The following is a 24,493-nucleotide window of genomic DNA, read 5'->3' as shown; positions in this document are numbered from 1 at the left end:
TGCTGAGCCCGTGGGATCGAGGAAGATTGCCGTCATGGCGTCGTGGAGTGAACGTAGGCAGCAGTGGGTCGACAGTCGTGAGGAAGCGCGCAACAACGCGTCGAAGGCCGCTGCCGATTCCGGAGAGCAGCGTGCGCCCACCGCGTGGCCGTTCATCATCGCTGTCGGCATCGTCGTCGTGTTGCTCGTCGGCATCTTCGCAGCTTCGAAGTTCGCGCCCGCCGAGGACAACGTGACACAGGCCCAGCTGCTCACCGACAGCCTCGACGGCTTCCTCGAAGCGCAGAACACCGGAGATGCGGAGTTGCTCCGCCGGAATACCTGTTTCGATCAGGTCGAGCGCCTGATTCCGGGTGACGATGCGCAGTACCGAACCGATCGGGCCGGCGAGGTCGAGCGCAACGGCGAAACGTCCATCGACGGTGTGCCGTCCGAGTATCAGGTCAACGGCGACCGCGGAATGGTCACGGTCCCGCTGAAGGAAGAGAAATCCGGAGTGCAGACCGACGACGTGTGGAACTTCGTCCGTGTCGACGACAAGTGGCTGGTGTGCAATGTCTGATCTTGGTATGTGTGACGTAGCAGCAAGTGACGGAAGGCTGAGCAAGTGACCTACGCAGGTGACATAACCCCGGAAGCCGCATGGGAATTGCTGCAGAGCAACCCCGAGGCCGTGCTCGTGGACGTTCGGACGCGCGCCGAGTGGCAGTATGTCGGCGTTCCGGACACCTCCGGTATCGAGCGTCCGACACATCTGATCGAGTGGGTCAGCTTCCCCGACGGTGCCAGAAACACCAACTTCGTCGAAGACCTGAAAGCCGCAGGCGTGGACGGGGAACGACCGGTGGTGTTCCTGTGCCGCTCCGGTCAGCGGTCCATCGGTGCCGCCGAGGCCGCGACGGCTGCAGGAATCGGCCCGTCCTACAACGTGCTCGACGGCTTCGAAGGTGCCACCGACGCCGACGGTCATCGCGGTGCCGTGGGGTGGCGTGCGGTCGGGTTGCCCTGGAGGCAGTCGTGAGTATTCCGGGCGGCGGGCAGGAGCGAAGCGACAAGGGGATTCCACGAGGTGGGGGATTCGACAAGCCGTTACCCGAGGGTGTGGGTCAGGCAACGCTCGGGGTACGCGGCGGCTTGATGCGATCCGGTTTCGACGAGAACGCCGAAGCGCTGTATCTCTCTTCGGGTTTCGTCTACGAGAGTGCCGGCGCAGCCGAGCAGGCCTTCACCGGCGACATCGATCACTTCGTGTACTCGCGTTACGGCAACCCGACGGTGAAGATGTTCGAGGAGCGGCTGCGGTTGATCGAGGGGGCCGAGGCGTGCTTCGGTACCTCGAGTGGGATGTCCGCGGTGTTCACCGCACTCGGCGCACTGTTGAAGGCCGGTGACCGATTGGTCGCTGCGCGTAGCCTTTTCGGTTCCTGCTTCGTCGTCTGCAACGAGATTCTGCCGCGCTGGGGTGTCGAGACTGTGTTCGTCGACGGCGAAGACCTCGAGCAGTGGGAGCAGGCGCTGTCGGTGCCGACGACGGCCGTGTTCTTCGAGACCCCGTCCAATCCGATGCAGTCGTTGGTCGATGTTCGACGCGTATCCGAGCTGGCTCATGCCGCCGGCGCAACGGTGGTGTTGGACAACGTATTCGCGACGCCGTTGCTGCAGCGCAGCCTGGAACTCGGTGCCGATGTGGTGGTGTACTCGGGCACCAAGCACATCGACGGTCAGGGGCGGGTGCTCGGTGGTGCGATCCTCGGATCGAAGGAGTACATCGACGGACCGGTGCAGACCCTGATGCGGCACACCGGCCCTGCGCTGAGTCCGTTCAATGCCTGGACGCTGCTCAAGGGACTCGAGACGATGCCGGTGCGGGTGCGGCATTCGGTGAACTCCGCACTGCAGATCGCCGAATTCCTCGAAGGCCATCCGTCGGTGCGCTGGGTGAAATATCCCTTCCTGCAGTCACATCCGCAGTACGAGCTGGCCAAGTCGCAGATGTCGGGCGGCGGTACCGTCGTCACGTTCGAGCTCGACGCCCCCGAGGGAGAGGGCAAGAAGCGCGCCTTCGAGGTGCTCGACGCACTGCGTATCGTCGACATCTCCAACAACCTCGGTGACTCCAAGTCGCTGATCACCCACCCGGCGACCACAACGCACCGCGCGATGGGTCCGGAAGGGCGTGCGGCAGTGGGGATCACCGACGGCGTCGTGCGCATTTCCATCGGCCTCGAAGACACCGAGGATCTGATCGGAGATCTGGATCAGGCGTTGAAGTAGCCGGGTCAGCGCTCGAAGACGCTGAGCACCGTTCTGAACTTCGCGGTGGTTTCGTCGAGTTCGGCGTCGGGATCGGAGTTCTCGACGATGCCGCCTCCGGCGGTGGCGGTGCCCGACAGTCCATCTGGCGAGAGCTCGATGCAGCGGATGGTCACCATCCATTCGCCGTCACCGCTACCGTCCGTCCATCCGACGGCTCCGGCGTAGAAGCCTCGAGATCCTTCGACGTCGGTGATCGCAGCCATTGCCGCGGCTCGGGGAACACCGGCGACGGCGGCGGTGGGATGCAGTGCCAGCGCGAGGTCGAGCGCGGACGTCGCGGGATCGGCCAGGGTACCGACGATGGGCGTCGACAGGTGCCACAGCTGAGGTGTGCTGCTCAACTGGGGTGACTCGGGCACATCGAGCGTCTCGCAGAACGGTGCCAGCGCTACCTTGATCTCGTCGACGACGAAGCGGTGCTCGGCTTGGTCCTTGGCGCTGGCCGCCAGCGCTGCGGAGATGCGTGCTTCCTCGTCGGGGTCGGTGGAGCGCGCTGCCGTTCCGGCGAACGGGTGGCAGGTGACGATGGTGCCGCGCTTGCGCACCAGCAACTCGGGACTCGCACCGACGATGCGGGTGCCGGGCTTGCCTGCAGTGGACAGGTCGGCCAGGAAGCCGTTGCCCATCGGATCACGCGTGACGAGCGCGCTCAACACCGAGGCAGGCTCGATCGGCGAATCCGCCGTCACTTCGATGGCCCGCGCGAGCACGATCTTCTCCGCGACACCGGCTTCGAGTTGCTCGACGACAGCCCGCACTCGCTGCACGTGAACGTCCGGTTCCGGAATCTGCCGCGAGACGGTCACCGTCGGTAGCGACGGCAGAGCGTCCACGGTCGCCCAGGGCCCGTCGAGGCGGTAGAACTCCTCCGGCTCGATCAGCGCCGTGGCGTCGGACATGTCGAAAGGGAGTGCGCCGACGACATTTCGGCCCGCCCGCACCGCGGCCACCGCGTCGGCGATATCGGGAAACGCGTGCCGGACGCCCAGTCCGACGACGTGGTGATCCTGGCGGGAGAGTACGAATTCGGGTGTCATCAGAACGGGTTCTGTGTGCGGCCCACCAGGTCTGCGACGGAATCGAGGACTTTGGTGGGTCGGAACGGGTACTGCTCGACGGACTGGACCGTCGAAATTCCGGTGAGAACCAGGATGGTCTGCAGCCCGGCTTCGAGTCCCGAGAGCACGTCGGTGTCCATCCGGTCGCCGATCATGAGCGTGTTCTCGGAGTGTCCGCCGATCGCGCGCAGCGCCGAACGCATCATCAGCGCGTTGGGCTTGCCCACGTAGTACGGCTCCTTGCCGGTGGCCTTGGTGATCAGCGCGGCCACCGAACCCGTCGCGGGCAACGAGCCCTCACGGGACGGGCCGGTGGCGTCGGGGTTGGTGGCGATGAAACGCGAACCCTTCTCGACGAGTCGAATGGCGGTGGTGATCGCCTCGAACGAATACGTCCGGGTCTCGCCGAGCACCACGTAATCCGGGCTCGAGTCGGTGAGGGTGTAGCCGATGTCGTGCAACGCGGTGGTGAGACCGGACTCGCCGACGACATACGCACTGCCCCCGGGCCGCTGGGCACCCAGGAACGTCGCCGTGGCGAGAGCGGAAGTCCAGATCGACTTCTCCGGAATGTCCAGGCCGGTGAATGCCAGGCGCGCCCGCAGGTCGCGGGGTGTGCGAATCGAATTGTTCGTCAGCACGATGAACGGAATCTCGTTGGCCTGCAGCTCGGCGAGGAACGTATCGGCACCGGGAATCAGATGGTCCTCGTGAACCAGAACGCCGTCCATGTCCATCAAGTACGTCCACTGCTGAGGCTTCTCGGTTTCACTCACCCTTCCATTGTCTACTACCGGTACTCAGCTCGCCTGCAGTTCTTCGCTACGTCGGGAGTTGGCTCGGTGCTGTTGTCGCTCGCGGGCAGTCGTTCCGCCCCAGACTCCGAACGGTTCGTTGGCGGCCAGTGCGAACCGTCGGCATTGCTCGACGACCCCGCAGCCCGCGCACACCTGCTTCGCGCGGTCCTCCCGGGCGCGGCGTGCGGATCGCCCTTCGCCGGACGGGGAGAAGAAGATCTCCGAGTCCTGTCCGCGGCAGAGTGCGTCGATCTGCCAATTCCGAGATTCGACGTGCTCGACCATGGCTGACCCGTTCCTCGATGAGTGATGGACTCGACCGATCGTCGCGAGAATCTCCGCGTCGAGCAAGACTTCCGATCAGCGTGATTCGGACTGCCCCTGGTCCGTGGGATCGAGGCGGAAACGTCGACGGGTGCTACCTGCCCGCTGTGTTTGCTGTCTTTGCTGCGTTCGCTGGGTTCGGTGGGTTGGCGTTGTGCTCCAGAGCCGCGGAGACCCAGAACTGCAGTGCTGCCTCGTTCCTCAGCGCCGCTGCGTCGACGGTGATCCACCCTGCACCCATCAGCGATCGCGTCCCATGACAGCGTGGTGGGCTCCATCCACCCGAACCAGCAGAGCCCGCTTTCCGGTGCCGACGCACACCACCATCTTGTCTCGCACCGGGAACGCCAGACCGCTGAACATCTTCTGCTCGCAGACTTTCCTGGTCCGAGAGGATGTCGCGGATGCGATCTGCACGAAGCTCGTCGTACGCCATGTACTCGTACCACTCCGATGATGGTTGCCCTCATCGAAGACCTGATCGGTATTGGGCGTAAGCGTGGATCACCCGCCGTGTGGCATGCCGTCGGCTCCGGCGCATGTCTGTGCAGCGCAGAGCTGTGCCCTGAGATGGTGCTGGCCGTCATGCGGGTTGTCGTGGTTCTTCGTCCCCGGCATCTCCGGGGTTGTCGGGTGGATAGAGGACTTCTTCGGGGTGGTGTGCGTGGTTGATCAGCCCGCGCCTGAGCGGGTCCATTCCGGTGGGTGGGTGCCAGAGGGTGCGGCCTGGATAGCGATGTGTTGCTGTGGTTTTGGTGGTGGCCCATGTGTTCGGTCCGGTGCCGACGAGTGCGTGGTGCATGTCGCAGCCGAAGGTGAGGGAGTCGATGTCGGTATTGCCGCCGTCGACCCAGTCGGTCACGTGATGGGCTTGGCACCAGGTTGCGGGACGGGTGCAGGAGGGGAAGCTGCAGCCGCGGTCGCGGGCGATGAGCACGATGCGTTGGTCGGCGGAGGCGATGCGTTTCGATCGGCCGAGGTAGAGGGCTCTGCCGTGGTCGTCGAAGATGGTCAGGTAGTGGTGGGCGTGGGAGGCCATGCGGATGGCGTCGCGGATCGACACTCGTGATCCGGTGGCGGTCTTCGCGTACCCGCAGCCGGCTTCGAGGTCTTTCAGGGTCATGGTGACGATGGCGGTGACGGGCAGGCCGCGGTGGGTGCCGAGTGTGCCGGAGGCGAGGGTGTGTCGGAGCGCCAGTTTCAGGGCGTCGTGACGGCGTTCGTTCTGGGTGCGGATGTCACGCTGGGCTGCGGCCGCGCGCGTGGACGCCGCCGCCTCGTCCCGTGCCTCACGGCTCTCACCTTGCCCGGCGGTGTCCCCGCCAGCGCTACGCCCGGCAGCAGGGCCGTCGGAGGAAGTGTCCTCGGAGGAGGTGTCTTCGGAGCCTGTGCCGCAACCGCATTCGAGGCCACCTCCGCAGTCGTCACCGCAGTGGCCACCTCCGCAGTCGCCGGCGCCGTCGCCGCAAGGGCCGTCACCGCAAGAGCCGTCGCCGCAAGGGCCGTCACTGTCACATGGACCGTCGCCCCACAGTCCCGCATCATCTCGCCGCCCGTGTTTCGGCTCCGGTAGCGGTGGTGTCTTGGTATCGGAGACCCCATCCGATACGGACGAATCCGGTTCGGCTGCTGCAGAATCGGGACGTGCACCGTCGCTCGCGCTTGGGGGGCTCTTGGTGTCCTCGCCGGAGGTCTCGTCGCTGTCGGTCTCGTCGTCGGTGATCGGTTGTCCGTCGGCAGGGTTGTACATGCCGGGTTTCGCGGCTTTGGAGAACAGGGCTTCGAGGTAGGCGCGGAGTTCGGGGTCGACACAGAATTTGCCTTCTGACATGCCGTCTGAACCTTGTTCGCCGAGGTAGAAGAAGGCATCGCGTCGCTTGCGTGGCTTGGGCTTACCGTCCTCGTCCTCGTCCTCGTCCTCGTCGTGATCGCCGTCGGGGTTGAGGATCGAGTCCAGGTTCGCCACCAACGGCGCAAAATCGTCGGGCCGTCTGGTCGACGCGAAGCCCACCAACTGCTCCTCGGCGAGATCGCGGGTCTGCGGATCCACACTGGCAGGCAAGTGCTTGAAGAATTCGCGGATCATCTGCACGTGCTGGGCGTCGAGCAACCCGGCCCGTAATGCGTCGGCGGTGTGCGGCAGCAGCGGCGGCAGAACCTCGCCCGAGAGTGCGGTGCGGTCACCCAATTCGGCAGCCAGGCGTACTCGTGCGCCTGCTGTTCGTGGGGTGATCCGCAGCATCCATGCCACCGAGCTCGGCACCGACCCCGGGTAGATGTCGAGGCCGTGTTGGGTGATCAGTTCGTTGAGCCAGGTGTACGAGTACGCGGTCACCGATCGGGTGAGCGTTTCCATCCGCTGGATCACCGCACGCCGGTCGGCGTTCGTCCACGACACCGACGCCTGTTCGGCCAACTCCGCGACCGCGGACTCCACACGATCCACCAGCACCGATAGTTCGGGATCGGACACCTCAGGGGCGGGCGGCACCGTCTCGATGCCGTCCACCCCTGATCCGCCGTCCCCCGAAAGCATGAACAGAATCTATCGCGACCCACCGACAAGTTTTCGAACACACGTTCCTGCTCGCACTCGGCAGTCGAAACGGCCCGGTCGGAGCGCTGCACTATGTGGTGGATTACACATCGGCCACCAGTGTGACGTTGTCGATTTTTGGTAACGACGAGTCGCGTAGATGCTGGTGGCGGCGTTCAATATCCCCCAAGGCGGACGTAACGACCACAGCAGCGTTGCTTGCATCGGTGACGAAAGCCACTGCTCGGCTGTCTCTCCGAGCTCGAGTGTCGAGCCGGTGTCCGATGTTGTGTGTTGACCCAGTGGGGATGATCGACATGAACGACGCATTTCGTTTCGCCGCTTCGGGCAGTTCACCGAAGGAACTGATCACGCGACTCCAGTTCGGTACGACGGACCTGTGGCCCGAGGATGTTGCCCCTTCGGCGCGTTGGCGCTACATGGCCGACCTTTTGGATTCCGATCGGGGCATGCTCGCCGAACTCGACGGTGCACTGTCGACACCGGTTGTGGACGCGCTCGTTGCGACGGCGGAACTGTGCAGGCAATCGGCCACCAGCTCTGTGCCCGCGGCCGATTGGCAGTATCTCCGGCGGGCGTTGGGATGGCTGGAGCGTCGGAGTTCCGGTGTCGATCGCGCTCTCATCGCCGTGGCCGACGAGTTGGCGCTGATCGGGCTCGACGGAGTGGAACAGGACTTCTCGATCGCGACCTGGCTGTGCATGGACGTGCTGGATCGGTTTGCCGCCACTGATCGAACAGTCGCGTATTGGATGCAACGCGTGGTCACCGACGCATCGAATACTGCTCAGCAGCAGCTTCATTCAGGTCCGGAAGGCAGCGAATGCGCTGAACTGTCGGTGGCCGTCTGACCGGTAAACGCGGCCTCTGCGTTCGAGTATCTTGGGACAGCTTTCGCTGCGCTGTGAACGGCGTCTCGGTCTGCACCTCGGTTTCGAGCGGAACAACGGCGTCGTGTCGACCGTTGTACTGCCTATGACACGAGCCGCAGTTGCAGCGTCCTACGGTGGACCGGACGCCATCGAGATCGTCGAACGAGAGCTACCCGAGCCGTCCGAAGGCGAGGTTCTGGTCGAGGTGAAGGCGATCGGCGTCAACCCCTTCGACTACAAGAGCTACAGCGGTGCGTTCGGCACCGATGCATCGAAGCTTCCGATCCCACTGGGCAGCGAGGCGTCGGGCATCGTCGTCGCGGTCGGCGAAGGTGTCGAGGGACCGGTCGGGCCTATCGCCGTCGGCGACGAAGTGATCGTGTCCGGCCAGAACGGTACGTACGCCGAGCGGATTCTGGCTCCCGCGCGGTTCGTGTTCCCGAAGCCGGAAGCCTTGGATTGGAACGTTGCTGCGGGCGTACTGGCCGTGGCCGGAACTGCATACGACGCGTTGGAATCCGTCGGTGTCACGAGCGGAGATACGGTTCTCGTGCACGGGGCGGCAGGCGGCGTCGGGTCCGTGGTGGCTCAGCTCGCTCGGGAGCGCGGTGCCACCGTCATCGGGACTGCGCGCCACCAGAACCACGATGCACTCCGGGCCTACGGGGCCGAGCCCGTCGAATACGGCGACGGACTCATCGACCGTGTGCGAGCAGCCGCACCGAATGGGGTGGATGCGGCAATCGATACGGTCGGCACCGATGAGGCCGTCGACGTATCACTCGAATTGCTCACGAACAGTTCGAAATTGGTCAGCACGGCAGCCTTCGGGCGGGCATCGTCGGACGGGTTTCTCACCGTTGGTGGGCCGGCGAGCATGGAGCGTCGACGCCTCGCATCGCCGGTGCTGCTGGAGCAGGCAGGTGCAGGAGTGTTCGAGGTGACAGTCGCGAAGACCTTCCCGCTCGACGACGTCGCGAAGGCGCATGCCGAACTGCAATCTACACACCCGCGTGGAAAGTTCGTCCTGATTCCGTGAGGACAAGGCCCAGCGCACGGGTTCTTACGAGCGATCGATGAACTCCTCGGTCACTCGGTGCGCGATGCCGTCGGGGTAGGGGCCCGACAGGATGAGAACGACATGATCGAATCCCGCGGCCACGGCGTCACCGATGTCGTTTCTCGTCTTCTCGGGTTCCTCGAACGACACCCCGAGAGCGATCGATCGGGTGATCGTCGCCGGATCGCGCCCGATCTCGTCACAGAATCGGTCGAGTAACCTCGCTCGGTCGAGTGCATCGTCGAGGTCCCCGCCGGGGATGTTCCATGTGTCGGCGTGCGCGGCGACGAGACGCAGCACACCTGCTGCTCGGCCGCCGATGACGATCGGTGGGCCCGGTCGCTGAACAGGTTTCGGGTTCTGGAACGCCCCCACGAGATCGACGTGGGCACCGTGAAAGTCGAACGGTTCGTCCTCGGTCCAGAGCTTGCGAATCACGGTGAGCGATTCACCCAGCCGCGCTACGGCTTCCGCGGCGTCACTGTACGGAAGACCGCTGCCGTCGTATTCCCGTCGCGCCATCGGCACACTCGGCCGTGACCCGGCACCGATGCCGAAGTCCAGCCGACCGTACGAGACCGCGTCGACCGTAGTAGCGATTTTTGCGAGGATCGCCGGTGGGCGAATGCGGTTGCTGGTGACCATGATTCCGAGTCTGATCCGCTCGGTCTGTGCGGCGAGTGCGGCCAGCATGGTCCAACCCTCGAAGATCGGGCCGTCGAGGTCGCCGCCGATGGGCATGAGGTGATCGAACAGCCACGCATGCTCGATCTCCGCGATGCCGTCTGCCTCGCACCACACCCGGAGAAGGTCTGCGTAAGAGACGTTCTGCGGAGGGGTCATGATCCCGAAACTTGCCATGTCAGCGTCTCCGCAGTGATGCGTCGAGCAGCGCGGGTGGGGTGTCGAACTTGTCGCCGGGAGCGAGATCGACACCGGGCAAGACGATCTCGTCGATCCTGTCGAGGATGTCGCCGGTCAGGACGGTGTCGGCCGCAGCGAGTTGCGAGTGTAGATGGGCGACAGTACGAGGCCCGACGATCGCACTGGTGACTCCCGGATGGGCGGTCACGAAACCGAGAGCGAGTTGGATCAACGTCAGCCCGGCATCGTCGGCTACCGCGACAAGTTTCTCCACAGCGTCGAGTTTGGCCTGTCCGGTGGGAGTGTCGGGACCGAAGCGTTCGGGCATCATCGTGGCGCGTTGGGAGGTCGCGGCCTGTCCTGCCCGGATGGCACCGGAGAGGAATCCGCCCGCCAGGGGGCTCCACGCGAGTACACCCATGCCGTATTCCTGGGTGACAGGAAGGACGTGAGATTCGATGCCGCGCTGCAGGATCGAGTACGGCGGCTGTTCGGTGACGAACCGTGCGAGATGGTGTTCCTTCGCGGCCCACTGCGCCTGCACGGTTCGGTACGCCGGATAGGTGGAGGATCCGAAGTAGCGAATTTTCCCGGCTCTCTGCAGATCCGTCAGGGCGGAGAGGGTTTCCTCGTCACTCGTCGTGGGATCCCATCGGTGTATCTGGTAGAGGTCGACGTGATCGGTGTCGAGTCGGCGCAGGCTGTTCTCGAGTTCGGTGACGATCCAGCGGCGGGAGCTGCCCTGATGGTTCCGTTCGTCGCCCATCGGGTTGAACACTTTCGTGGCCAGAACGACGTTCTCGCGCCGACCTGCGATCGCCTTGCCGACCATCTCCTCGGACTGCCCCTGGCTGTACATGTCCGCGGTGTCGATGAGGTTGATGCCGCCCTCGAGTGCTGCATCGACGATCGCGGTGGCCTCGTCTTGTGTGGTGCGCCCGATGGCTCCGAAGTTCATCGCGCCGAGCGAGAGCGTGCTGACCTGGACGCCTGTTCGTCCCAGTGTGCGGTACTGCATGGTGATCTCCTCTTGGCCACTGTGGGGCTACTGTGTGTGAAAGCGGAACGACGTTCCGTAAACCAACATACGGAACAGTGTTCCGTTTGTCGATACCTGGAGGGACTGTGACCGAGGCAGAAGCCGAGCAGCCCAGGAAACGGGCGGATGCGAGGCGGAACGAAGCGACCTTGCTCGACGCGGCCGCGACTGCGTTCGTCGACTCGGGAGTAGAGGTACCGGTGCGTGAGATTGCCCGACGGGCCGGCGTCGGCGTCGGAACCATCTATCGGCACTTCCCGACGCGTGGTGATCTCGTCGTTGCTGTCTTTCGGCATCAGGTCGAAGCGTGTGCCGTCGCGGGTCAGGAGCTTCTCGCTGGCCGCGAATCACCGCACGCCGCGTTGGTGCTGTGGATCGACCAGTTCGTCGACTTCCTGGTCACCAAACACGGTCTGGCCGAAGCGATGCAGTCGGACAGCGGCGGATTCGAAACCTTGCACAGCTACTTCCTGGATCGGCTTGTTCCCGTGTGCGAGTCACTGCTCGACGCCGCTGCGGACTCGGGGGAGATTGCACCGGGGCAGACCGCGCTGGAGCTGATGCGCGCGGTCGGCAACCTGTGTATCGGTGCAACGGATCCCCGCTACGACCCGCGAAAGATGGCGAGGGTGTTGGTAAAGGGACTGCGTCTCACGACGGAACCTGACGAGATCGATTGATGGACGGTTGTTTCGCTTCGACCGGTTGGCGTTGGGTGCATGAACTCGACCGGCTTTCGAGCGGGAGACCGGATCTTCTTGGAGGTCGACGGACGGGGATCGGTAGCGCCCGGCTTTCGAGTCAGCGTGATTGCAACGGGCGCTCGCAGCGAATTCAGCGTCCACGTGGTGGCGGTCCAGGGTTGCTGTGCGGACAGGAGAGCTAACGATCGGGTCTCGACTCGAGTGGGGTACTGCTCGGCACGATCTACCATGTCCTCATGACTGCCGATCCGACCACGCCCGCACCGTCGACCAGCTCGGCGAACTGGAAGAGACGGGGCATCCTCGTCGGAGCCGGCATCGTTCTGTTGTTGATCGCGTACTTCGTCCTCGCCGCATTCCTGCCGCGCTGGTGGAGTCTGCGGGTCGAGAGTCTCGCGGACAGTACGTTCACCAAGGGCATTCTGTGGGGCCTGTTGTTCGGCATCGTCTGCACGTTCGCGCCGCTGGTGTTCTTCTGGAGCGCCTGGTCGGTGCGCAAGGGTAGGGCGGGCAAGCAGCTCGCCATCGGAGCCGTGATCCTGGCTGTAGTGACGGCCATCCCGAACTTGTTGACGCTCACGATCGTCCTCGGCACCAGCAATGCCGCTCACGCCGGTGAACGCACCCTCGACACCAGCGCGCCGGGCTTCCGCGGCGCAACAGCACTCGGTGCCGTGATCGCCGTGGTTCTGGTTGCACTGCTCGTGTTCGTGGTGGTCCGGCGAAATCGTCGACGCAGAACTGCTGCTCTGCCGCAGTGACGGTCAGGCGTTACGCAACTTCGTCGGCAGTTCCGCCAGGGATCCACTCGCTGTGATCGCACCGGTTGACCCTTTGGCCGTCGGGTCAGGATGAGCGGAGCGTCATGATCTCGGCACCGTCGTCGGTGATGACCACCGTGTGCTCGCTGTGCGCAGTGCGGCATCCCGTCGTGCTCCGCAGAGTCCATCCGTCGTCGTCGGTGACGAGCTCGTCGGTGTCTTCCATGATCCAGGGCTCCAGTGCGAGCATCAGGCCGGGGCGAAGGCCGTAGCCGCGTCCGGGGCGTCCGGAGTTGGACACGTGCGGGTCCTGATGCATGGTGGAGCCGATGCCGTGGCCGCCGAACTGCATGTTGATCGGGTAGCCGGCTTCGCGGAGGACTGTGCCGATTGCGTGCGAGATGTCGCCGATCTTGTTTCCCGGCCGAGCCGCGGCGATTCCTGCGGCCAATGCTCGTTCGGTGGCGTCGATCATTGCGGTGTCTTCTTTACGGGGCTCTCCGACGACGAAGCTGATGGCGGAGTCCGCTGCCACGCCGCCGAGGATCACGGCGAGATCGAGAGTCAGCAGATCGCCGTCGGCCAGGGCGTAGTCGTGCGGAAGTCCATGTAGCACTGCATCGTTGACGGAGGTGCAGATGTAGTGACCGAACGGGCCGCGGCCGAAGGACGGTGCGTAGTCGACATAGCAGGACGTTGCCCCGGCCCCGAGGATGATGTCTTTGGTCCACTCGTCGATCTCGAGCAGGTTGGTGCCGACGGTGGCACGCTCGCGGACGGTCTGGAGAATCTCGGCGACCAACGCTCCCGATTTGCGTGCGAGGGGGATCTTGCTCGGCGGGAGGATTTCGATCATGGTCTGCCTTTCGTCGTGTGACGAATAACTATACCGGTATAAGTATTGGCGTCTGGCTCGGACGGCGCGTCGACCAGAAGACTGTCCGTGCGACTCTATTTGCTGTGTCCGCTCATCTACTCGACGACCCCATCCGCAACTCCCTCGAAGGCGCGTTGGCGCGGTTCGCAGTCCGTCGCGGGCGGATAATCCGTGCCGATCCCGAGGTGTCTCCGTTTCTGGTTCACCCCGATGTCCTCGAACCTCAGGACTGGGAGGACATTGCGGCCCTGTTCGGCCCGCGCACCGTGGTGGGGCTCGACGGTCCGGAACGTGAGTTGCCCGCGGGGTGGTCGCATGTGGAGACATTCGGTTTGGTGCAGTTGATCGGCACGCATCTCGAAACGCGGCCCTTTTCCGAGGCGGTCGAGCTGACCGCTGTGGACGTCCCAGAGATGCTCGGTCTGGTTCGCCGCACCGAGCCCGGGCCGTTTTTGCCTCGGACCATCGAACTCGGCACTTACCTCGGAGTCCGACGCGGCGGGGCTCTGATCGCGATGGCGGGCGAGCGCATGCACCCGCCGGGATGGACGGAGATCAGTGCGGTGTGCACCGACCCGGCGTTTCGCGGGCAGGGGCTGGCGACCGATCTGGTTCGCGCCATCGGTCACGGTATCCGCGCCCGTGGCGAGGAGCCGTTCCTCCATGCGTCGGACGCAAATGTGCGCGCCATCGAGCTCTACTTGTCCATCGGATTCGAGCTACGTCGGACGTCTCACCTGACGTTGGTGAGAACGCCCGCACCGAACCCGAGATAGGTTCCGAAATCCGCTGTTGCGTGCTCTGAGCTCGAAGACATACCGTTACCTGTGCGAATAAATTGCGATGTGATCTACGACGACGGGCTGGTTCTTCTCGACGAGGCCGGTGTCACCCTGAGGCACTACTACTTCCCCTTGGCCACGAAAAAGTTCGTGCCGTACGACAAGATCCGCGCCGTCGACACCGCCGTCCTCGGCAACTGGAACGGGCGGTGGCGGCTATGGGGTGCGTCGACCGACGACCAGTGGCTTCCGCTGGACGTGATGCGTCCCAAGAAGGACACTGCAGTGGTGCTCACCATCCGCCGCATCTCGCCGGTATTCACCCCCAAAGACCCTCAACTCGTTGCCCGACTCATCCGCGAACGCATCACCGCTCCGGCGTGACGCGCCCCGACGACCGGTTCACGCTTGCCAGCGAACGCACGTTTCTTGCCTGGTTGCGGACGTCGCTAGGCCTGCTCGCGGGTGGAATTGCGGTCGTCCACCTGGTTCCCGATTTCAGCACCGGGTGGGTCCGCACGGGGCTCGGATTGATTCTGATCGGGCTCGCCGCGGCGGCCCCGATCATCGGTCTGCGACGGTGGATGCGCGTCCGCGATGCCTTGGAGAACGGTGCGCCGATGCCGGAATCACGAGACTTGTGGATATTCGCCGTGGGTATCGGTTCGGTGGCGGTGCTGGCCGCGGTGGTCACTGTTCTGGGGATCCAGTAGAGCGTGGCAAACCACCACAGGTGCACAATCGAAGAACTAGGACGACCAACGACAGGAGTTCGGCGTGGCGCAGGGTCTCAAGCTCGGATACAAGGCATCGGCGGAGCAATTCGGACCGCGTGAGTTGGTCGAGCTCGGTGTACTCGCAGAGCAGCACGGGATGGATTCGGCGACGGTCAGCGACCACTTCCAGCCGTGGCGGCACGAGGGTGGGCACGCCCCGTTCTCGCTCGCCTGGATGACGGCCGTCGGTGAGCGTACGAACACGATTCAGCTCGGCACCTCGGTACTGACACCGACGTTCCGCTACAACCCGTCGGTCATCGCGCAGGCATTCGCGACGATGGGGTGCCTGTACCCGGGACGCATCATGCTCGGCGTGGGTACGGGCGAAGCGCTCAACGAGATCGCCACCGGATTCACCGGCGAATGGCCGGAGTTCAAGGAACGATTCGCGCGGCTGCGTGAGTCGGTGCGCTTGATGCGCGAGCTGTGGCTCGGCGACCGCGTCGACTTCGAGGGCGAGTACTACACGACCAAGGGCGCGTCGATCTACGACGTCCCCGAGGGCGGCATCCCGGTGTACATCGCGGCCGGCGGACCCGTCGTCGCGCGGTATGCAGGACGCGCGGGCGACGGATTCATCTGCACCTCGGGCAAGGGCATGGAGCTCTACACCGACAAGCTGCTTCCGGCCGTGGAAGAGGGCGCGGGCAAGGCCGAGCGCGACGCCGGTGAGATCGACAAGATGATCGAGATCAAGATCAGTTACGACACCGACCCCGAACTGGCGCTGGAGAATTGCCGCTTCTGGGCCCCGCTGTCATTGACGCCCGAGCAGAAGCACTCGATCGACGATCCCATCGAGATGGAGAAGGCCGCCGACGAGCTGCCGATCGAGCAGGTCGCCAAGCGCTGGATCGTGGCGTCGGACCCCGACGAGGCAGTGGAGAAGGTCAAGCAGTACACCGATGCCGGTCTGAATCACCTGGTGTTCCACGCGCCGGGCCACGATCAGAAGCGGTTCCTCGAGCTCTTCGAGAAGGACCTCGCGCCGCGCCTGCGTAAGCTCGGCTGACTCCCCAGAAGGCTAGAGATCGGCCGTGAGTGCGAACAAGCGCATGTCACGGTCGGTTCTGGTCTCGTACTCGCCGTACACCTCGACCATGGCGTCGAACTGTCGGTAGATGCGGGCCTTCTCGTCGCCGGTGATGCGGGTTGCCGTCACCGGAATCTTCTTGCCGCCGATGGCCACGACGGCCTTCGGGTCGGCGAGGAGGTTCGACGTCCACGCCGGGTGGTGCTGTTGACCGAAATTGGATCCGACGACGTAGATCTTGTCGTCCTCCCGGTAGTAGAGCAGCGGACTCGTCCTGGGCTTGCCGGACTTACGGCCGGTGGTGGTCAACAACACCACCGGTGCCGCGATGGGTCCGAGGACGGTGAAGCGGCCGTCGGATTTGGTCAGCAACCACCGGTCGACGCCTGCGAGGTTCCTGATGACCCAGGAACCGGGCTTCGTCGACGCGAACTTCACGGCGGGCTTGCGGATGAACGAGGTTTCGCTGCCCCAGCGCACATCCGGGAACGGTGATTCGGCCATGGTTCATAGGACAACCCGACCGCGCCCGGTGTCAACACCGCAACCCACTGGGCAGGAGTGGAGCCTGCGGAACGACCTGTATCAGGCAGGAGTGGAGCCTGCGGAACGACCTGTATCAGGCAGGAGTGGAGCCTGCGGAACGACCCCTACTAGGCTGACTGCCATGGCTGAGCCCAGCGGCACCGACGCGTCGGACATGTATCCCTCGAGCATCTACATCGCCTCGCCGGAAGGGGACAGCGGGAAGTCGACCATCGCGCTCGGTGTGCTGCAGATGCTCGCCGCGTCCGCAGCCCGGGTGGGGGTGTTCCGTCCCATCGCCCGATCCACCGAGGAGCCCGATTACATCCTCGAGTTGCTCGTCGAGCACACCACGGCAGATCTGACGTACGAGCAGTCGCTCGGTGTCACGTACGAGCAGGTGCACTCCGATCAGGATGCAGCGCTCAGCAAGATCGTCGATCGGTACCACGAGGTGGCTTCCCAGTGCGACGCCGTCGTGATCGTGGGCAGCGATTACACCGACGTCGGTAGCCCGAGTGAACTCGGCTTCAATGCCCGCATCGCCGTCAATCTCGGTGCGCCCGTGCTGCTTGCGCTCCGCGGCTCCGGTCGCACGCCCGACGAGATCGCGCAGTTGGCCACCCTGTGCCAGGGCGAACTGCGTCAGCACCATGCCCATTTGGCCGCGGTCGTGGCGAACCGTTGTGCGCCGGACGATCTCGATGCGGTCACCGATGCGTTGGCGTCGGTCGGGGTGCCTGCGTGGTCGCTGCCGGAGATTCCGCTCCTCGTCGCGCCGACTATGGCGGAACTGCTCGAGGCGGTGGACGGTAAGTTGTACTCCGGTGACTCGTCCCTGCTGCAGCGAGAAGCGTTGCGGGTCATGGTCGGTGGTATGACGGCCGAGCACATCCTCGAACGCCTCACCGAGGGCGTTGTCGTCATCGCGCCCGCGGACCGATCCGACGTGTTGCTCGCTCTCGTCAATGCCCATGAGGCGGAGGGCTTTCCGTCTCTCGCCGGTATCATCATGAACGGTGGCATCGAGCCGCACCCGGCGATCGCTCGTCTGGTGGCAGGGCTCGGTCCCCGGTTACCGATCCTGACCACCGAGCTCGGCACCTTCGATACCGCCTCTGCTGCAGCGCAGACCCGCGGCCGCGTCGCGGTGGGCTCGCAGCGCAAGGTCGACACTGCGCTGGGGTTGATGGAACAGCGAGTGGATGCGAAAACACTTCTGGAGCGGCTCGATATCGCGATTCCCACCATCACGACCCCACAGATGTTCGAGTACCAGCTGATCCACCGGGCTCGTGCCGACCGCAAACACATCGTCCTTCCCGAGGGTGGCGACGATCGTATCCTCCGGGCCGCCGGACGCCTGCTGCAGCGGCAGGTTGCCGACCTGACGATCCTCGGCGAAGAAGGTCCCATTCGTCGACGCGCATCGGAACTGGGCGTCGATCTCGACAGTGCAACGGTGCTCGACCCCAAGAACTGTGATTACTCCGAGGACTTCGCGGCCGAGTACACCGAGCTGCGCAAGCACAAGGGCATGACGATCGACCGTGCCCGCGAGATCATGGCAGACATCTCGTACTTCGGAACGATGATGGTGCACAAGGGAATTGCGGACGGCATGGTCTCCGGTGCCGCGCACACCACCGCGCACACCATCAAGCCGTCGTTCGAGATCATCAAGACCACCGAGGGCGTGTCGACGGTGTCGTCGATCTTCCTGATGTGCCTGTCCGATCGTGTTCTCGCTTACGGGGACTGCGCCGTCGTACCCGACCCGACGGCCGAGCAGCTCGCCGACATCGCCGTGTCCTCGGCGCAGACCTCGGCGCAGTTCGGGATCGAACCGCGGGTGGCCATGCTGTCCTACTCCACCGGTGAGTCCGGTTCCGGAGCCGATGTCGACAAGGTTCGGCAAGCGACCGCACTTGTGCGCGAACGGAATCCGGAACTGCTCGTGGAGGGTCCGATTCAGTACGACGCGGCGATCGAGCCGTCCGTCGCCGCATCCAAGCTCCCCGATTCCGACGTCGCGGGCCGAGCAACGGTGTTCATCTTCCCGGACCTCAACACCGGCAACAACACGTACAAGGCCGTCCAGCGCAGCGCCGGTGCCGTCGCCGTCGGGCCTGTTCTGCAGGGCCTCCGCAAGCCCGTCAACGACCTGTCTCGGGGCGCTCTCGTGGAAGACATCGTCAACACCGTGGCCATCACGGCGATTCAGGCGCAGGGCATTTCGGACGCAGCCGAGCAGGAGGGCAAGTGAGTATTCTCGTCGTCAACTCCGGTTCGTCCTCGGTCAAGTTCCAACTCGTCGATCCCGGCTCGGGGGAGTCCGTGGCCAGTGGGCTCGTCGAGCGCATCGGTGAATCCGACGGCCGAGTCGAACTCGATCACCGGGGCGAGAGTGTCGAGCGCACCCAGCACATCGCCGATCACGGTGCCGGTCTGGCCCTGGCGTTCGAGATGCTTTCCGATGCAGGCGTCGCACTGGAATCGGTCGTCACCGCCGTCGGGCATCGCGTAGTCCACGGCGGGACGGTCTTCTACCGCCCGACGATCATCGACGACGCCGTCGTGCAACAGATCTCCGATCTCAGCAACCTTGCACCACTGCACAATCCGCCGAACGTGCTGGGCATCGAGGTCGCCAGGAAGCAACTGCCGAACGTGCCGCACGTGGCCGTGTTCGACACCGCCTTCTTTCATTCCCTGCCCGACGCGGCCGCGACCTACGCCATCGACGCAACCGTCGCCGCCGAGCACGACATCAGGCGCTACGGTTTCCACGGCACCTCTCATCACTACGTCTCCGACCAGGTTGCGCAGTTCCTCGAACGCGATCTCGAACACCTGAATCAGATCGTGCTGCACCTGGGCAACGGAGCCTCGGCCTCGGCTGTGGCAGGCGGCAGGGCGGTCGACACCTCGATGGGTCTGACGCCGTTGGAAGGTCTCGTCATGGGCACCCGCAGTGGGGATATCGACCCCGGTGTGATCATGCACCTGCGCCGCAGCGCAAACATGAGTGTCGACGACATCGATGCCCTGCTCAACCGTCGTTCCGGGTTGATCGGACTGTCCGGGGTCAACGACTTCAGGCAACTGCAGCAACGCATCGACGGCGGCGACGCCTCCGCGCGCCTGGCGTACGACGTCTACATCCACCGCCTGCGCAAGTACATCGGTGCGTACATGATCGGGCTGGGTCGGCTCGACGTCATCACGTTCACCGCCGGTGTCGGTGAGAACGCCGCAGCGGTGCGTGCCGACGCCCTGGCGAACCTGGAGGGCTTCGGAATCGAGATCGACGCCGATCGAAATTCCCTGCGCAGCAAGAAGGCTCGGGTGATCTCCACCGACTCGTCCACCGTCACGGTCCTGGTGGTGCCGACCAACGAGGAATTGGCGATTGCGCGCGCGACGGACGACCTCGTTCGAGAATGCCGCTAGAACAACGCGGCAGTCAGAACAGCGACCGCGGCCTGATCGCATTCGCCAGATCCACCAACGAGAAACGGTGGGCGCGATCGGTGGCGTTGCGGGCAAGTGCTCGCAGGCCCTTCTCGGTGCCGCGTCGCAACCCGTCCTCGGTGAACGGAACGCTGAGAATGGGCTCGCGTTCTGCTGTGGCGGCGTGGCCGGAGACGATCCAGTCCAGGGCCATCGCCAGCACCAGCGTCCGCATCTGTAGCGCCCGGCTCTCGGCCTTGGGCAGTAGCGCCACTCGTCTTGCGGCAGAACGGAAATCGGCCTCGGATAGTTCGGCTCGCGACCGGTCCATCAGCAGAGTCAGCACACTCGTCATGCGGGCCATGGAGTAGTGCCGCGAACTGATCGGCACCTGATCCAGCGCGGCGATGGCACCGGTCTGATCACCGCGGCGCTGCAATTGTCTGGCCAAGCCGAACGCCGAGCTGACGATGCCCCGATTGGTTCGCCACACCGCCCGGTACAGACCCTCGGCTCGGGCGCGCCACTTCTCGGCCTCCTCGTCGTTGCCTGCGGCGACATGGCCCAGCAATTCCGAGGTCGCCCCGAGAGCGAGCTTGGGTGCGAGCTCACCGGGCATTGCGCCGAGTACGTTGTCGAAATTGGTGAACGCAGAATGGTACTCGTGATGCAGCAGGGCAATGAGACCCGAGTACCACTGCACACGCCACGGATCTGCGGTGTGGTCGGTCGACTGCACCTTGGACAGAACCTCGGTTGCTTCGACGACGTTCCCGAGATCCAAATTGGCCTTGACCTCGGCGAGGGTGATCTCGAGACCGAGTTCCGCGGGGCTGGAGCGAGTCGACTCCGCACCGGCGGTGACGCGTTCGATGCCGTTGCGTTTGGCGTGCTGAAGCGAATCCAGGGTCTGTCGTGGTTCGACGTGTACTGCTGCAGCGAGCAGCGGCGCGCTGGGGTCGTTGGGATCCACCAGTGGGACCGGTAGCGCAGCAACCACTTCGGCTGCCGTCATCCGTTCGTGGCGCACCGTACCGTCCACGTAGGTGTCGGTGCGGCCCACCGAGTGCTCGGTGCCGAACGTCGTGCGGGGTGGGCTGAACACAGTCGACAGTCCCGGCCGCTCGACACCGGTTCTGATGGCCAGAATTTCGCGCAACACGCCGGTGGCCTGGCCGGCGAACTCGTCCGCGGATCGGAACCGCCGTGTCGGATCCTCGTGGGTGGCGCGCAGCAGAAGTCGATGCAGCGACGGAAATTGTTGCAGGACTTCGGATTCCTCGGCAGTGGGGAGGCCGTCGAGGTACTTGCCGTTCTTCGACGGCATGTCCAGCGTGAGCACTGCCAGCGTCCGACCCACCGTGAAGATGTCCGACGCCACCGTCGGTCCCGTCTTCACGATCTCCGGTGCCTGATAGCCGACCGTGCCGTACAGGTAGCCGTAGTCCTCGATACCGGCCACCGCTCCGAGGTCGATGAGCTTGATCTGGTCGTCGGAGACCATGATGTTCTCCGGTTTGAGGTCGTTGTAGACCAGACCGATCGAATGCAGATAACCCAGTGCAGGAAGCACTTCGAGCACGTAGGCGAGTGCCTGCTCGACGGGGAGACGCGCGCCGTCACCGCAGGCGGTGAGGATGTCCCGCAGCGACCGGCCACCGACGTATTCCATGACGATGAAGCCGACGGTCGACCCGTCCCTGCGGGGCTGCTCGACGAAGTTGTAGATCTTCACCACGCCGGGGTGTGCGACCTCGGCGAGGAACTGACGCTCCGCCACCGCGACCGCATGGGCCTCCTCGTCACCGAAGTGCAGCAGTCCCTTGAGTACCACCCAGCGGTCGCTGACGTTGCGGTCGATGGCGAGATAGATCCAGCCGAGGCCACCGTGCGCGATGCAACCCTGAACGTCGTACTGGCCGACCACACGATCGCCCGGCTCGAGCAACGGAGTGAAGTCGAACGTTGCGCCGCAGTGCGGGCAGATGCCCATGGACACATCGGGCTCGCCCGGCTCGCTGCGCCCCACCTTCGCGTTGCACTTCCAACAGAACCGCTTGTGTTGCGGCACGGACGGATCCGACATCACCGCAGTCGCGGGATCGACCGGATCCACCCGCGGCACGTCCACCAGGCCGCCGCCGAGTCGACGTCGAATACCGGTGCTGCGCGATCGACCGGATCTGGACCGACCCGTCCGTGTGAGCGTGGTCGCGGTTCGGTCCTCGACCGGCGACCTCGAGACGGCCTGCGTCCGCTCCACTCCGTCGGTTGCCGGGACGGCCTGTGTTCTCGAAACGGCCTGTGTGCGTTCGCCGTCGTCGGTCCTCGACACGGCCTGCGTACGCTGCGCCGGGGCCGTGGGCTGCTGTTCGTCGTCGTCCATGTCGGGCCCCTAATCGCTGTACGACGGAGTGGGTGGACCGGGGGAGGGACCGAGCACCGTCAGCCACCGGTCGTAGATGCGATTCCACGTCCCGTCGGCGCGGATGCGAGCCAATGTCCCGTTGACGAATCGCACCAGATCCTCGTCGTTCTTGTTGATTCCCACCCCGTACGGCTCCGGACTCAGGCTCTCGCCGACGATCTGAAGATACGGATCCTGAGCCGCGAGACCGGCGAGGATCGCGTCGTCGGTGCTGACGGCGTCGACCTGTCGTTGTTGCAGTACGACAAGGCAATCCGACCACATCGGTACCGTCACCACGGTCGCGGCGGGCTGCACCCGCTGGATGCGTCGCAGCGAGGTGGTGCCCTCCACCGCGCACACCCGCTTGTCGGCCAGGTCCTCGACTCCGCGGATACCCGAACCCTGCACCACCAGAACACGGTGCTGCGCTTGGAAGTACACGGTGGAGAACTGGACTTCCTGGCGGCGAGCACACGTGATGGTCATGGTCTTGACCACCATGTCCACCGTCGAATTCTCCAGAGCTTCGAGCCGCTCCGCGGAGGTGAGGATGCGGAAGTCCAAGCGATTCGGATCACCGAACAGGTCTCGCGAGACCTCCCGGGCGATGTCGACATCGAACCCGACCAGCTGACCGGTCATCGGATCTCGGAAGCTGAAAAGGTTGCTGCCCGTGTCCAACCCGACGACCAGCCGGCCCTTGGCGCGCAGTGCGTCGATGGTCGGCTGCGGTACCGGCGGCGCATCGGTCCCGGTCGGCAGCGGGCGCAGGCTGGCGGTGGGGCGGGCACACTCGTCGTCGGCCAGGCTTTCCGTCGGCCGAGCGGCGACGGACGCACCGTCCGGCAGCGGCGGTTCGGTGAACGTCGTCTCCACTTGCGGCGCAGTGCTTTCCGGAGTAGCGCAGCCGGCTATCAGCGCAGTGACCAGGATGCCGACGGCCAGAAGACGTTTCACAGGTACTCACGCAGCCTCGGGAACAAGCCGATACCGAACGCCACCGAGGCGGCGATGGTCAGGACGTACGCGCCGTCGGACAGTCCGGACAGTACCCACACCGAGCGGTCGATGTTGGACCGCAATTCGCGTCGAGCATTCTCTATTCCGTCGACCAGAACGCTGTCCAGCGCGGTGAACGCGGCCGCCGAATCGGACTCGCCGGTACCGGTGGCGATGGCGACCGCGCCGTTGAAGTCGCCGACCTCGAGAGCGGAATCGATCCGTGAATGGGAGGTGGACCACGTGTTCACGGCGTCGATCACCGCAGTGTCGCCCTGGAACATCTCCGTCAACCGAGAGACGTTCGCGTCGAACGACTGTCCGTAGTCCTGGCCACCGCCCCGGCGCGCGAGGTCGAGGGTCTCGTCCGCCCTGGCCTGCTGCGCCAGAATGAAACCCGTCGTGTAGGACTTCAGCGGAGACACTCCGCGGTCGATCGCGCGGTCGGTGGCGATCGACGAAATCAGACCGACCACCAACATCCAACCGAGCAGTCCGGCGACAGCGCCTGTGGCAGTGAGGAATCCGACGTTCAGCGTCCTGCGAGTGGTCCGCGACAGGTACCACTGGGCCAGGCCGGTCATCAGCAACAGGAACACCAGCGACCCGATCGCGAAGAGCGGGGGACTGGTGAAGCGCTCCTGGTCGGACGACACTCTAGACGCCTGCTCGGTGTACAGCTTCTCGGCCAACGGCAGCAAACTCGTCTGCATCATCGTCGACGCCTCGCCGAGATACGCCGCGCCCACCGGATTTCCGGTCCGATTGTTGGCTCTGGCGGTCTCGACCAGGCCGCTGTACACCGGCAGACCGGCGGCGATCTGCGTGAGCACCGCGCTGGTGGCCGCGTCGTTCTCGGTCACTCCGGCCGAGGCCGCGATCAGCTCGGACGACGCCTCGCCGAGCGCCTGCGAGTACCGCTCCCGCACCTCGGGCGGCTCGAGGCCACCGGCGATGAACGCGGTTGCGGCGGCCGCGTCGGCCACCGACAGTGCCCCGTACAGATTCTGTGCCGAGTTCGCGAAGGGCTCGGTGCGCACCAACAGGGTGCCCAGGGTGTCGACTCGATCGGTCACGGCCGTGGAGGCCAGATTTCCGACCGTCAACGCCAACACCACCAGCGCGATTCCCATCGCGACCAACCGCGCGGGCGTCGAGCGCATCGTGTATCGAACCGGTGGCTTGCCTGCAGCGACACCGACGGGCGTAGCCGTTGTCGGGGGGACGGCAGCGGAGGGGGTAATACCGGCCGCGATCACGCACCCGAGCATATAAGTAGGCGG

At 64.8% G+C, this 24,493-nt stretch carries 26 protein-coding genes; 13 read left to right on the top strand and 13 right to left on the bottom strand.

Translation table 11 applies throughout. The annotated features are described in order from the left end of the window. Nucleotides 1-10: 10 nt before the first annotated feature. Genes MTX34_RS04780 through MTX34_RS04770 form a run of 3 tightly spaced genes read left to right on the top strand, consistent with a single transcriptional unit; the run spans nt 11 to nt 2,274 of the window. A complete protein-coding gene (locus MTX34_RS04780; RefSeq protein ID WP_243608620.1) occupies nt 11-562 on the top strand; it encodes a hypothetical protein in 552 nt (183 codons plus the stop codon). Nucleotides 563-607: 45 nt separating this feature from the next. Next, entirely contained in the window at nt 608-1,021 is a 414-nt protein-coding gene (locus tag MTX34_RS04775) for a rhodanese-like domain-containing protein (RefSeq protein ID WP_243594531.1), read from the top strand. A 38-nt stretch (nt 1,022-1,059) separates the two neighbouring features. Next, nucleotides 1,060-2,274 (top strand): O-succinylhomoserine sulfhydrylase, encoded by a 1,215-nt coding sequence (locus tag MTX34_RS04770; RefSeq protein ID WP_243608723.1) that lies wholly within the window; start codon nt 1,060-1,062, stop codon nt 2,272-2,274. A 5-nt stretch (nt 2,275-2,279) separates the two neighbouring features. On the opposite strand, the gene MTX34_RS04765 is transcribed toward MTX34_RS04770, so the two are convergent. The 6 genes from MTX34_RS04765 to MTX34_RS04740 all read right to left on the bottom strand — a co-directional run bounded on the left by MTX34_RS04765 (nt 2,280) and on the right by MTX34_RS04740 (nt 7,031). Next, nucleotides 2,280-3,353 carry an isochorismate synthase MenF gene (locus MTX34_RS04765; protein ID WP_243608619.1) on the bottom strand — a complete coding sequence of 358 codons (1,074 nt, stop codon included), beginning with the start codon at nt 3,351-3,353 and terminating at the stop codon, nt 2,280-2,282. Beyond that, nucleotides 3,353-4,111, bottom strand: coding sequence for an HAD-IIA family hydrolase (locus MTX34_RS04760; RefSeq protein WP_243608722.1), 759 nt, complete (start codon nt 4,109-4,111; stop codon nt 3,353-3,355). Before MTX34_RS04760 ends, MTX34_RS04765 begins: the two co-directional genes overlap by 1 nt. Before the next feature lie 63 nt (nt 4,112-4,174). After that, nucleotides 4,175-4,456 (bottom strand): WhiB family transcriptional regulator, encoded by a 282-nt coding sequence (locus MTX34_RS04755; RefSeq protein WP_243608618.1) that lies wholly within the window; start codon nt 4,454-4,456, stop codon nt 4,175-4,177. 133 nt (nt 4,457-4,589) lie between these two features. Further along, nucleotides 4,590-4,736: a hypothetical protein gene (locus MTX34_RS04750; RefSeq protein ID WP_243608617.1), complete on the bottom strand. Its 147-nt coding sequence runs from the start codon at nt 4,734-4,736 to the stop codon at nt 4,590-4,592. Continuing rightward, nucleotides 4,736-4,912 (bottom strand): hypothetical protein, encoded by a 177-nt coding sequence (locus MTX34_RS04745; protein ID WP_243594528.1) that lies wholly within the window; start codon nt 4,910-4,912, stop codon nt 4,736-4,738. Before MTX34_RS04745 ends, MTX34_RS04750 begins: the two co-directional genes overlap by 1 nt. 166 nt (nt 4,913-5,078) lie before the next feature. Next, the gene (locus tag MTX34_RS04740) at nt 5,079-7,031 is read right to left on the bottom strand and encodes an HNH endonuclease signature motif containing protein (RefSeq protein ID WP_243608616.1); all 1,953 of its coding nucleotides are present in this window, start codon (nt 7,029-7,031) and stop codon (nt 5,079-5,081) included. Between the two features lie 317 nt (nt 7,032-7,348). Here MTX34_RS04740 and MTX34_RS04735 point away from each other — a divergent pair, with 317 nt between their 5' ends. Beyond that, a complete protein-coding gene (locus tag MTX34_RS04735; RefSeq protein WP_243608615.1) occupies nt 7,349-7,903 on the top strand; it encodes a hypothetical protein in 555 nt (184 codons plus the stop codon). A 118-nt stretch (nt 7,904-8,021) separates the two neighbouring features. Beyond that, complete coding sequence (locus tag MTX34_RS04730; RefSeq protein ID WP_243608721.1) at nt 8,022-8,963, top strand: NADP-dependent oxidoreductase; 942 nt, start codon at nt 8,022-8,024, stop codon at nt 8,961-8,963. Between the two features lie 24 nt (nt 8,964-8,987). On the opposite strand, the gene MTX34_RS04725 is transcribed toward MTX34_RS04730, so the two are convergent. Further along, entirely contained in the window at nt 8,988-9,827 is an 840-nt protein-coding gene (locus MTX34_RS04725; RefSeq protein WP_374638823.1) for an LLM class flavin-dependent oxidoreductase, read from the bottom strand. Between the two features lie 19 nt (nt 9,828-9,846). Further along, nucleotides 9,847-10,866 carry an aldo/keto reductase gene (locus tag MTX34_RS04720; RefSeq protein ID WP_243608613.1) on the bottom strand — a complete coding sequence of 340 codons (1,020 nt, stop codon included), beginning with the start codon at nt 10,864-10,866 and terminating at the stop codon, nt 9,847-9,849. A 107-nt stretch (nt 10,867-10,973) separates the two neighbouring features. On the opposite strand from MTX34_RS04720, the gene MTX34_RS04715 reads away from it, so the two are divergent. Together MTX34_RS04715 and MTX34_RS04710 are read left to right on the top strand one after the other, a co-directional pair. Continuing rightward, a complete protein-coding gene (locus tag MTX34_RS04715; protein WP_243608612.1) occupies nt 10,974-11,567 on the top strand; it encodes a TetR/AcrR family transcriptional regulator in 594 nt (197 codons plus the stop codon). Nucleotides 11,568-11,827: 260 nt separating this feature from the next. Then, nucleotides 11,828-12,352 (top strand): permease, encoded by a 525-nt coding sequence (locus MTX34_RS04710; protein ID WP_243608611.1) that lies wholly within the window; start codon nt 11,828-11,830, stop codon nt 12,350-12,352. Nucleotides 12,353-12,437: 85 nt separating this feature from the next. Here MTX34_RS04710 and map read toward each other — a convergent pair whose 3' ends face one another. Continuing rightward, the gene (gene map, locus MTX34_RS04705) at nt 12,438-13,208 is read right to left on the bottom strand and encodes a type I methionyl aminopeptidase (RefSeq protein WP_243608610.1); all 771 of its coding nucleotides are present in this window, start codon (nt 13,206-13,208) and stop codon (nt 12,438-12,440) included. A gap of 104 nt (nt 13,209-13,312) precedes the next feature. Between map and MTX34_RS04700 the strand changes: the two genes are divergently transcribed. The 4 genes from MTX34_RS04700 (at nt 13,313) to fgd (ending at nt 15,802) form a co-directional block, all read left to right on the top strand. Then, a complete protein-coding gene (locus MTX34_RS04700) occupies nt 13,313-14,005 on the top strand; it encodes a GNAT family N-acetyltransferase (RefSeq protein ID WP_243608609.1) in 693 nt (230 codons plus the stop codon). A 69-nt stretch (nt 14,006-14,074) separates the two neighbouring features. Then, nucleotides 14,075-14,395 (top strand): hypothetical protein, encoded by a 321-nt coding sequence (locus MTX34_RS04695; protein WP_243608608.1) that lies wholly within the window; start codon nt 14,075-14,077, stop codon nt 14,393-14,395. After that, complete coding sequence (locus MTX34_RS04690) at nt 14,392-14,724, top strand: DUF202 domain-containing protein (protein ID WP_243608607.1); 333 nt, start codon at nt 14,392-14,394, stop codon at nt 14,722-14,724. Before MTX34_RS04695 ends, MTX34_RS04690 begins: the two co-directional genes overlap by 4 nt. Before the next feature lie 64 nt (nt 14,725-14,788). Then, nucleotides 14,789-15,802, top strand: a complete 1,014-nt coding sequence (fgd, locus tag MTX34_RS04685; RefSeq protein WP_032401751.1) for a glucose-6-phosphate dehydrogenase (coenzyme-F420) — start codon at nt 14,789-14,791, stop codon at nt 15,800-15,802. A 12-nt stretch (nt 15,803-15,814) separates the two neighbouring features. On the opposite strand, the gene MTX34_RS04680 is transcribed toward fgd, so the two are convergent. After that, entirely contained in the window at nt 15,815-16,327 is a 513-nt protein-coding gene (locus tag MTX34_RS04680) for a nitroreductase/quinone reductase family protein (protein WP_243608606.1), read from the bottom strand. A gap of 163 nt (nt 16,328-16,490) precedes the next feature. Here MTX34_RS04680 and pta point away from each other — a divergent pair, with 163 nt between their 5' ends. Both pta and MTX34_RS04670 read left to right on the top strand, forming a co-directional pair. Further along, the gene (gene pta, locus MTX34_RS04675) at nt 16,491-18,614 is read left to right on the top strand and encodes a phosphate acetyltransferase (protein ID WP_243608605.1); all 2,124 of its coding nucleotides are present in this window, start codon (nt 16,491-16,493) and stop codon (nt 18,612-18,614) included. Continuing rightward, nucleotides 18,611-19,801 carry an acetate kinase gene (locus MTX34_RS04670; protein WP_243608604.1) on the top strand — a complete coding sequence of 397 codons (1,191 nt, stop codon included), beginning with the start codon at nt 18,611-18,613 and terminating at the stop codon, nt 19,799-19,801. The genes pta and MTX34_RS04670 overlap by 4 nt, the downstream gene beginning before the upstream one ends. A 13-nt stretch (nt 19,802-19,814) precedes the next feature. Here the strand turns inward: MTX34_RS04670 and MTX34_RS04665 are convergent, their stop codons facing one another. From MTX34_RS04665 to MTX34_RS04655, 3 genes are read right to left on the bottom strand one after another with little or no spacing between them, the layout of a single operon-like run. Next, complete coding sequence (locus MTX34_RS04665) at nt 19,815-22,187, bottom strand: serine/threonine-protein kinase (RefSeq protein WP_243608603.1); 2,373 nt, start codon at nt 22,185-22,187, stop codon at nt 19,815-19,817. Between the two features lie 9 nt (nt 22,188-22,196). Beyond that, nucleotides 22,197-23,168, bottom strand: coding sequence for a glutamate ABC transporter substrate-binding protein (locus tag MTX34_RS04660; protein ID WP_243608602.1), 972 nt, complete (start codon nt 23,166-23,168; stop codon nt 22,197-22,199). After that, nucleotides 23,165-24,469, bottom strand: a complete 1,305-nt coding sequence (locus MTX34_RS04655) for a hypothetical protein (RefSeq protein ID WP_243608601.1) — start codon at nt 24,467-24,469, stop codon at nt 23,165-23,167. Before MTX34_RS04655 ends, MTX34_RS04660 begins: the two co-directional genes overlap by 4 nt. Between the last annotated feature and the right edge of the window lie 24 nt (nt 24,470-24,493).

The organism is Rhodococcus sp. ARC_M5, from assembly GCF_022810405.1.
Taxonomy (GTDB): Bacteria; Actinomycetota; Actinomycetes; order Mycobacteriales; family Mycobacteriaceae; genus Rhodococcoides; species Rhodococcoides navarretei.
This window is presented reverse-complemented; position numbering and strand designations above follow the sequence as displayed.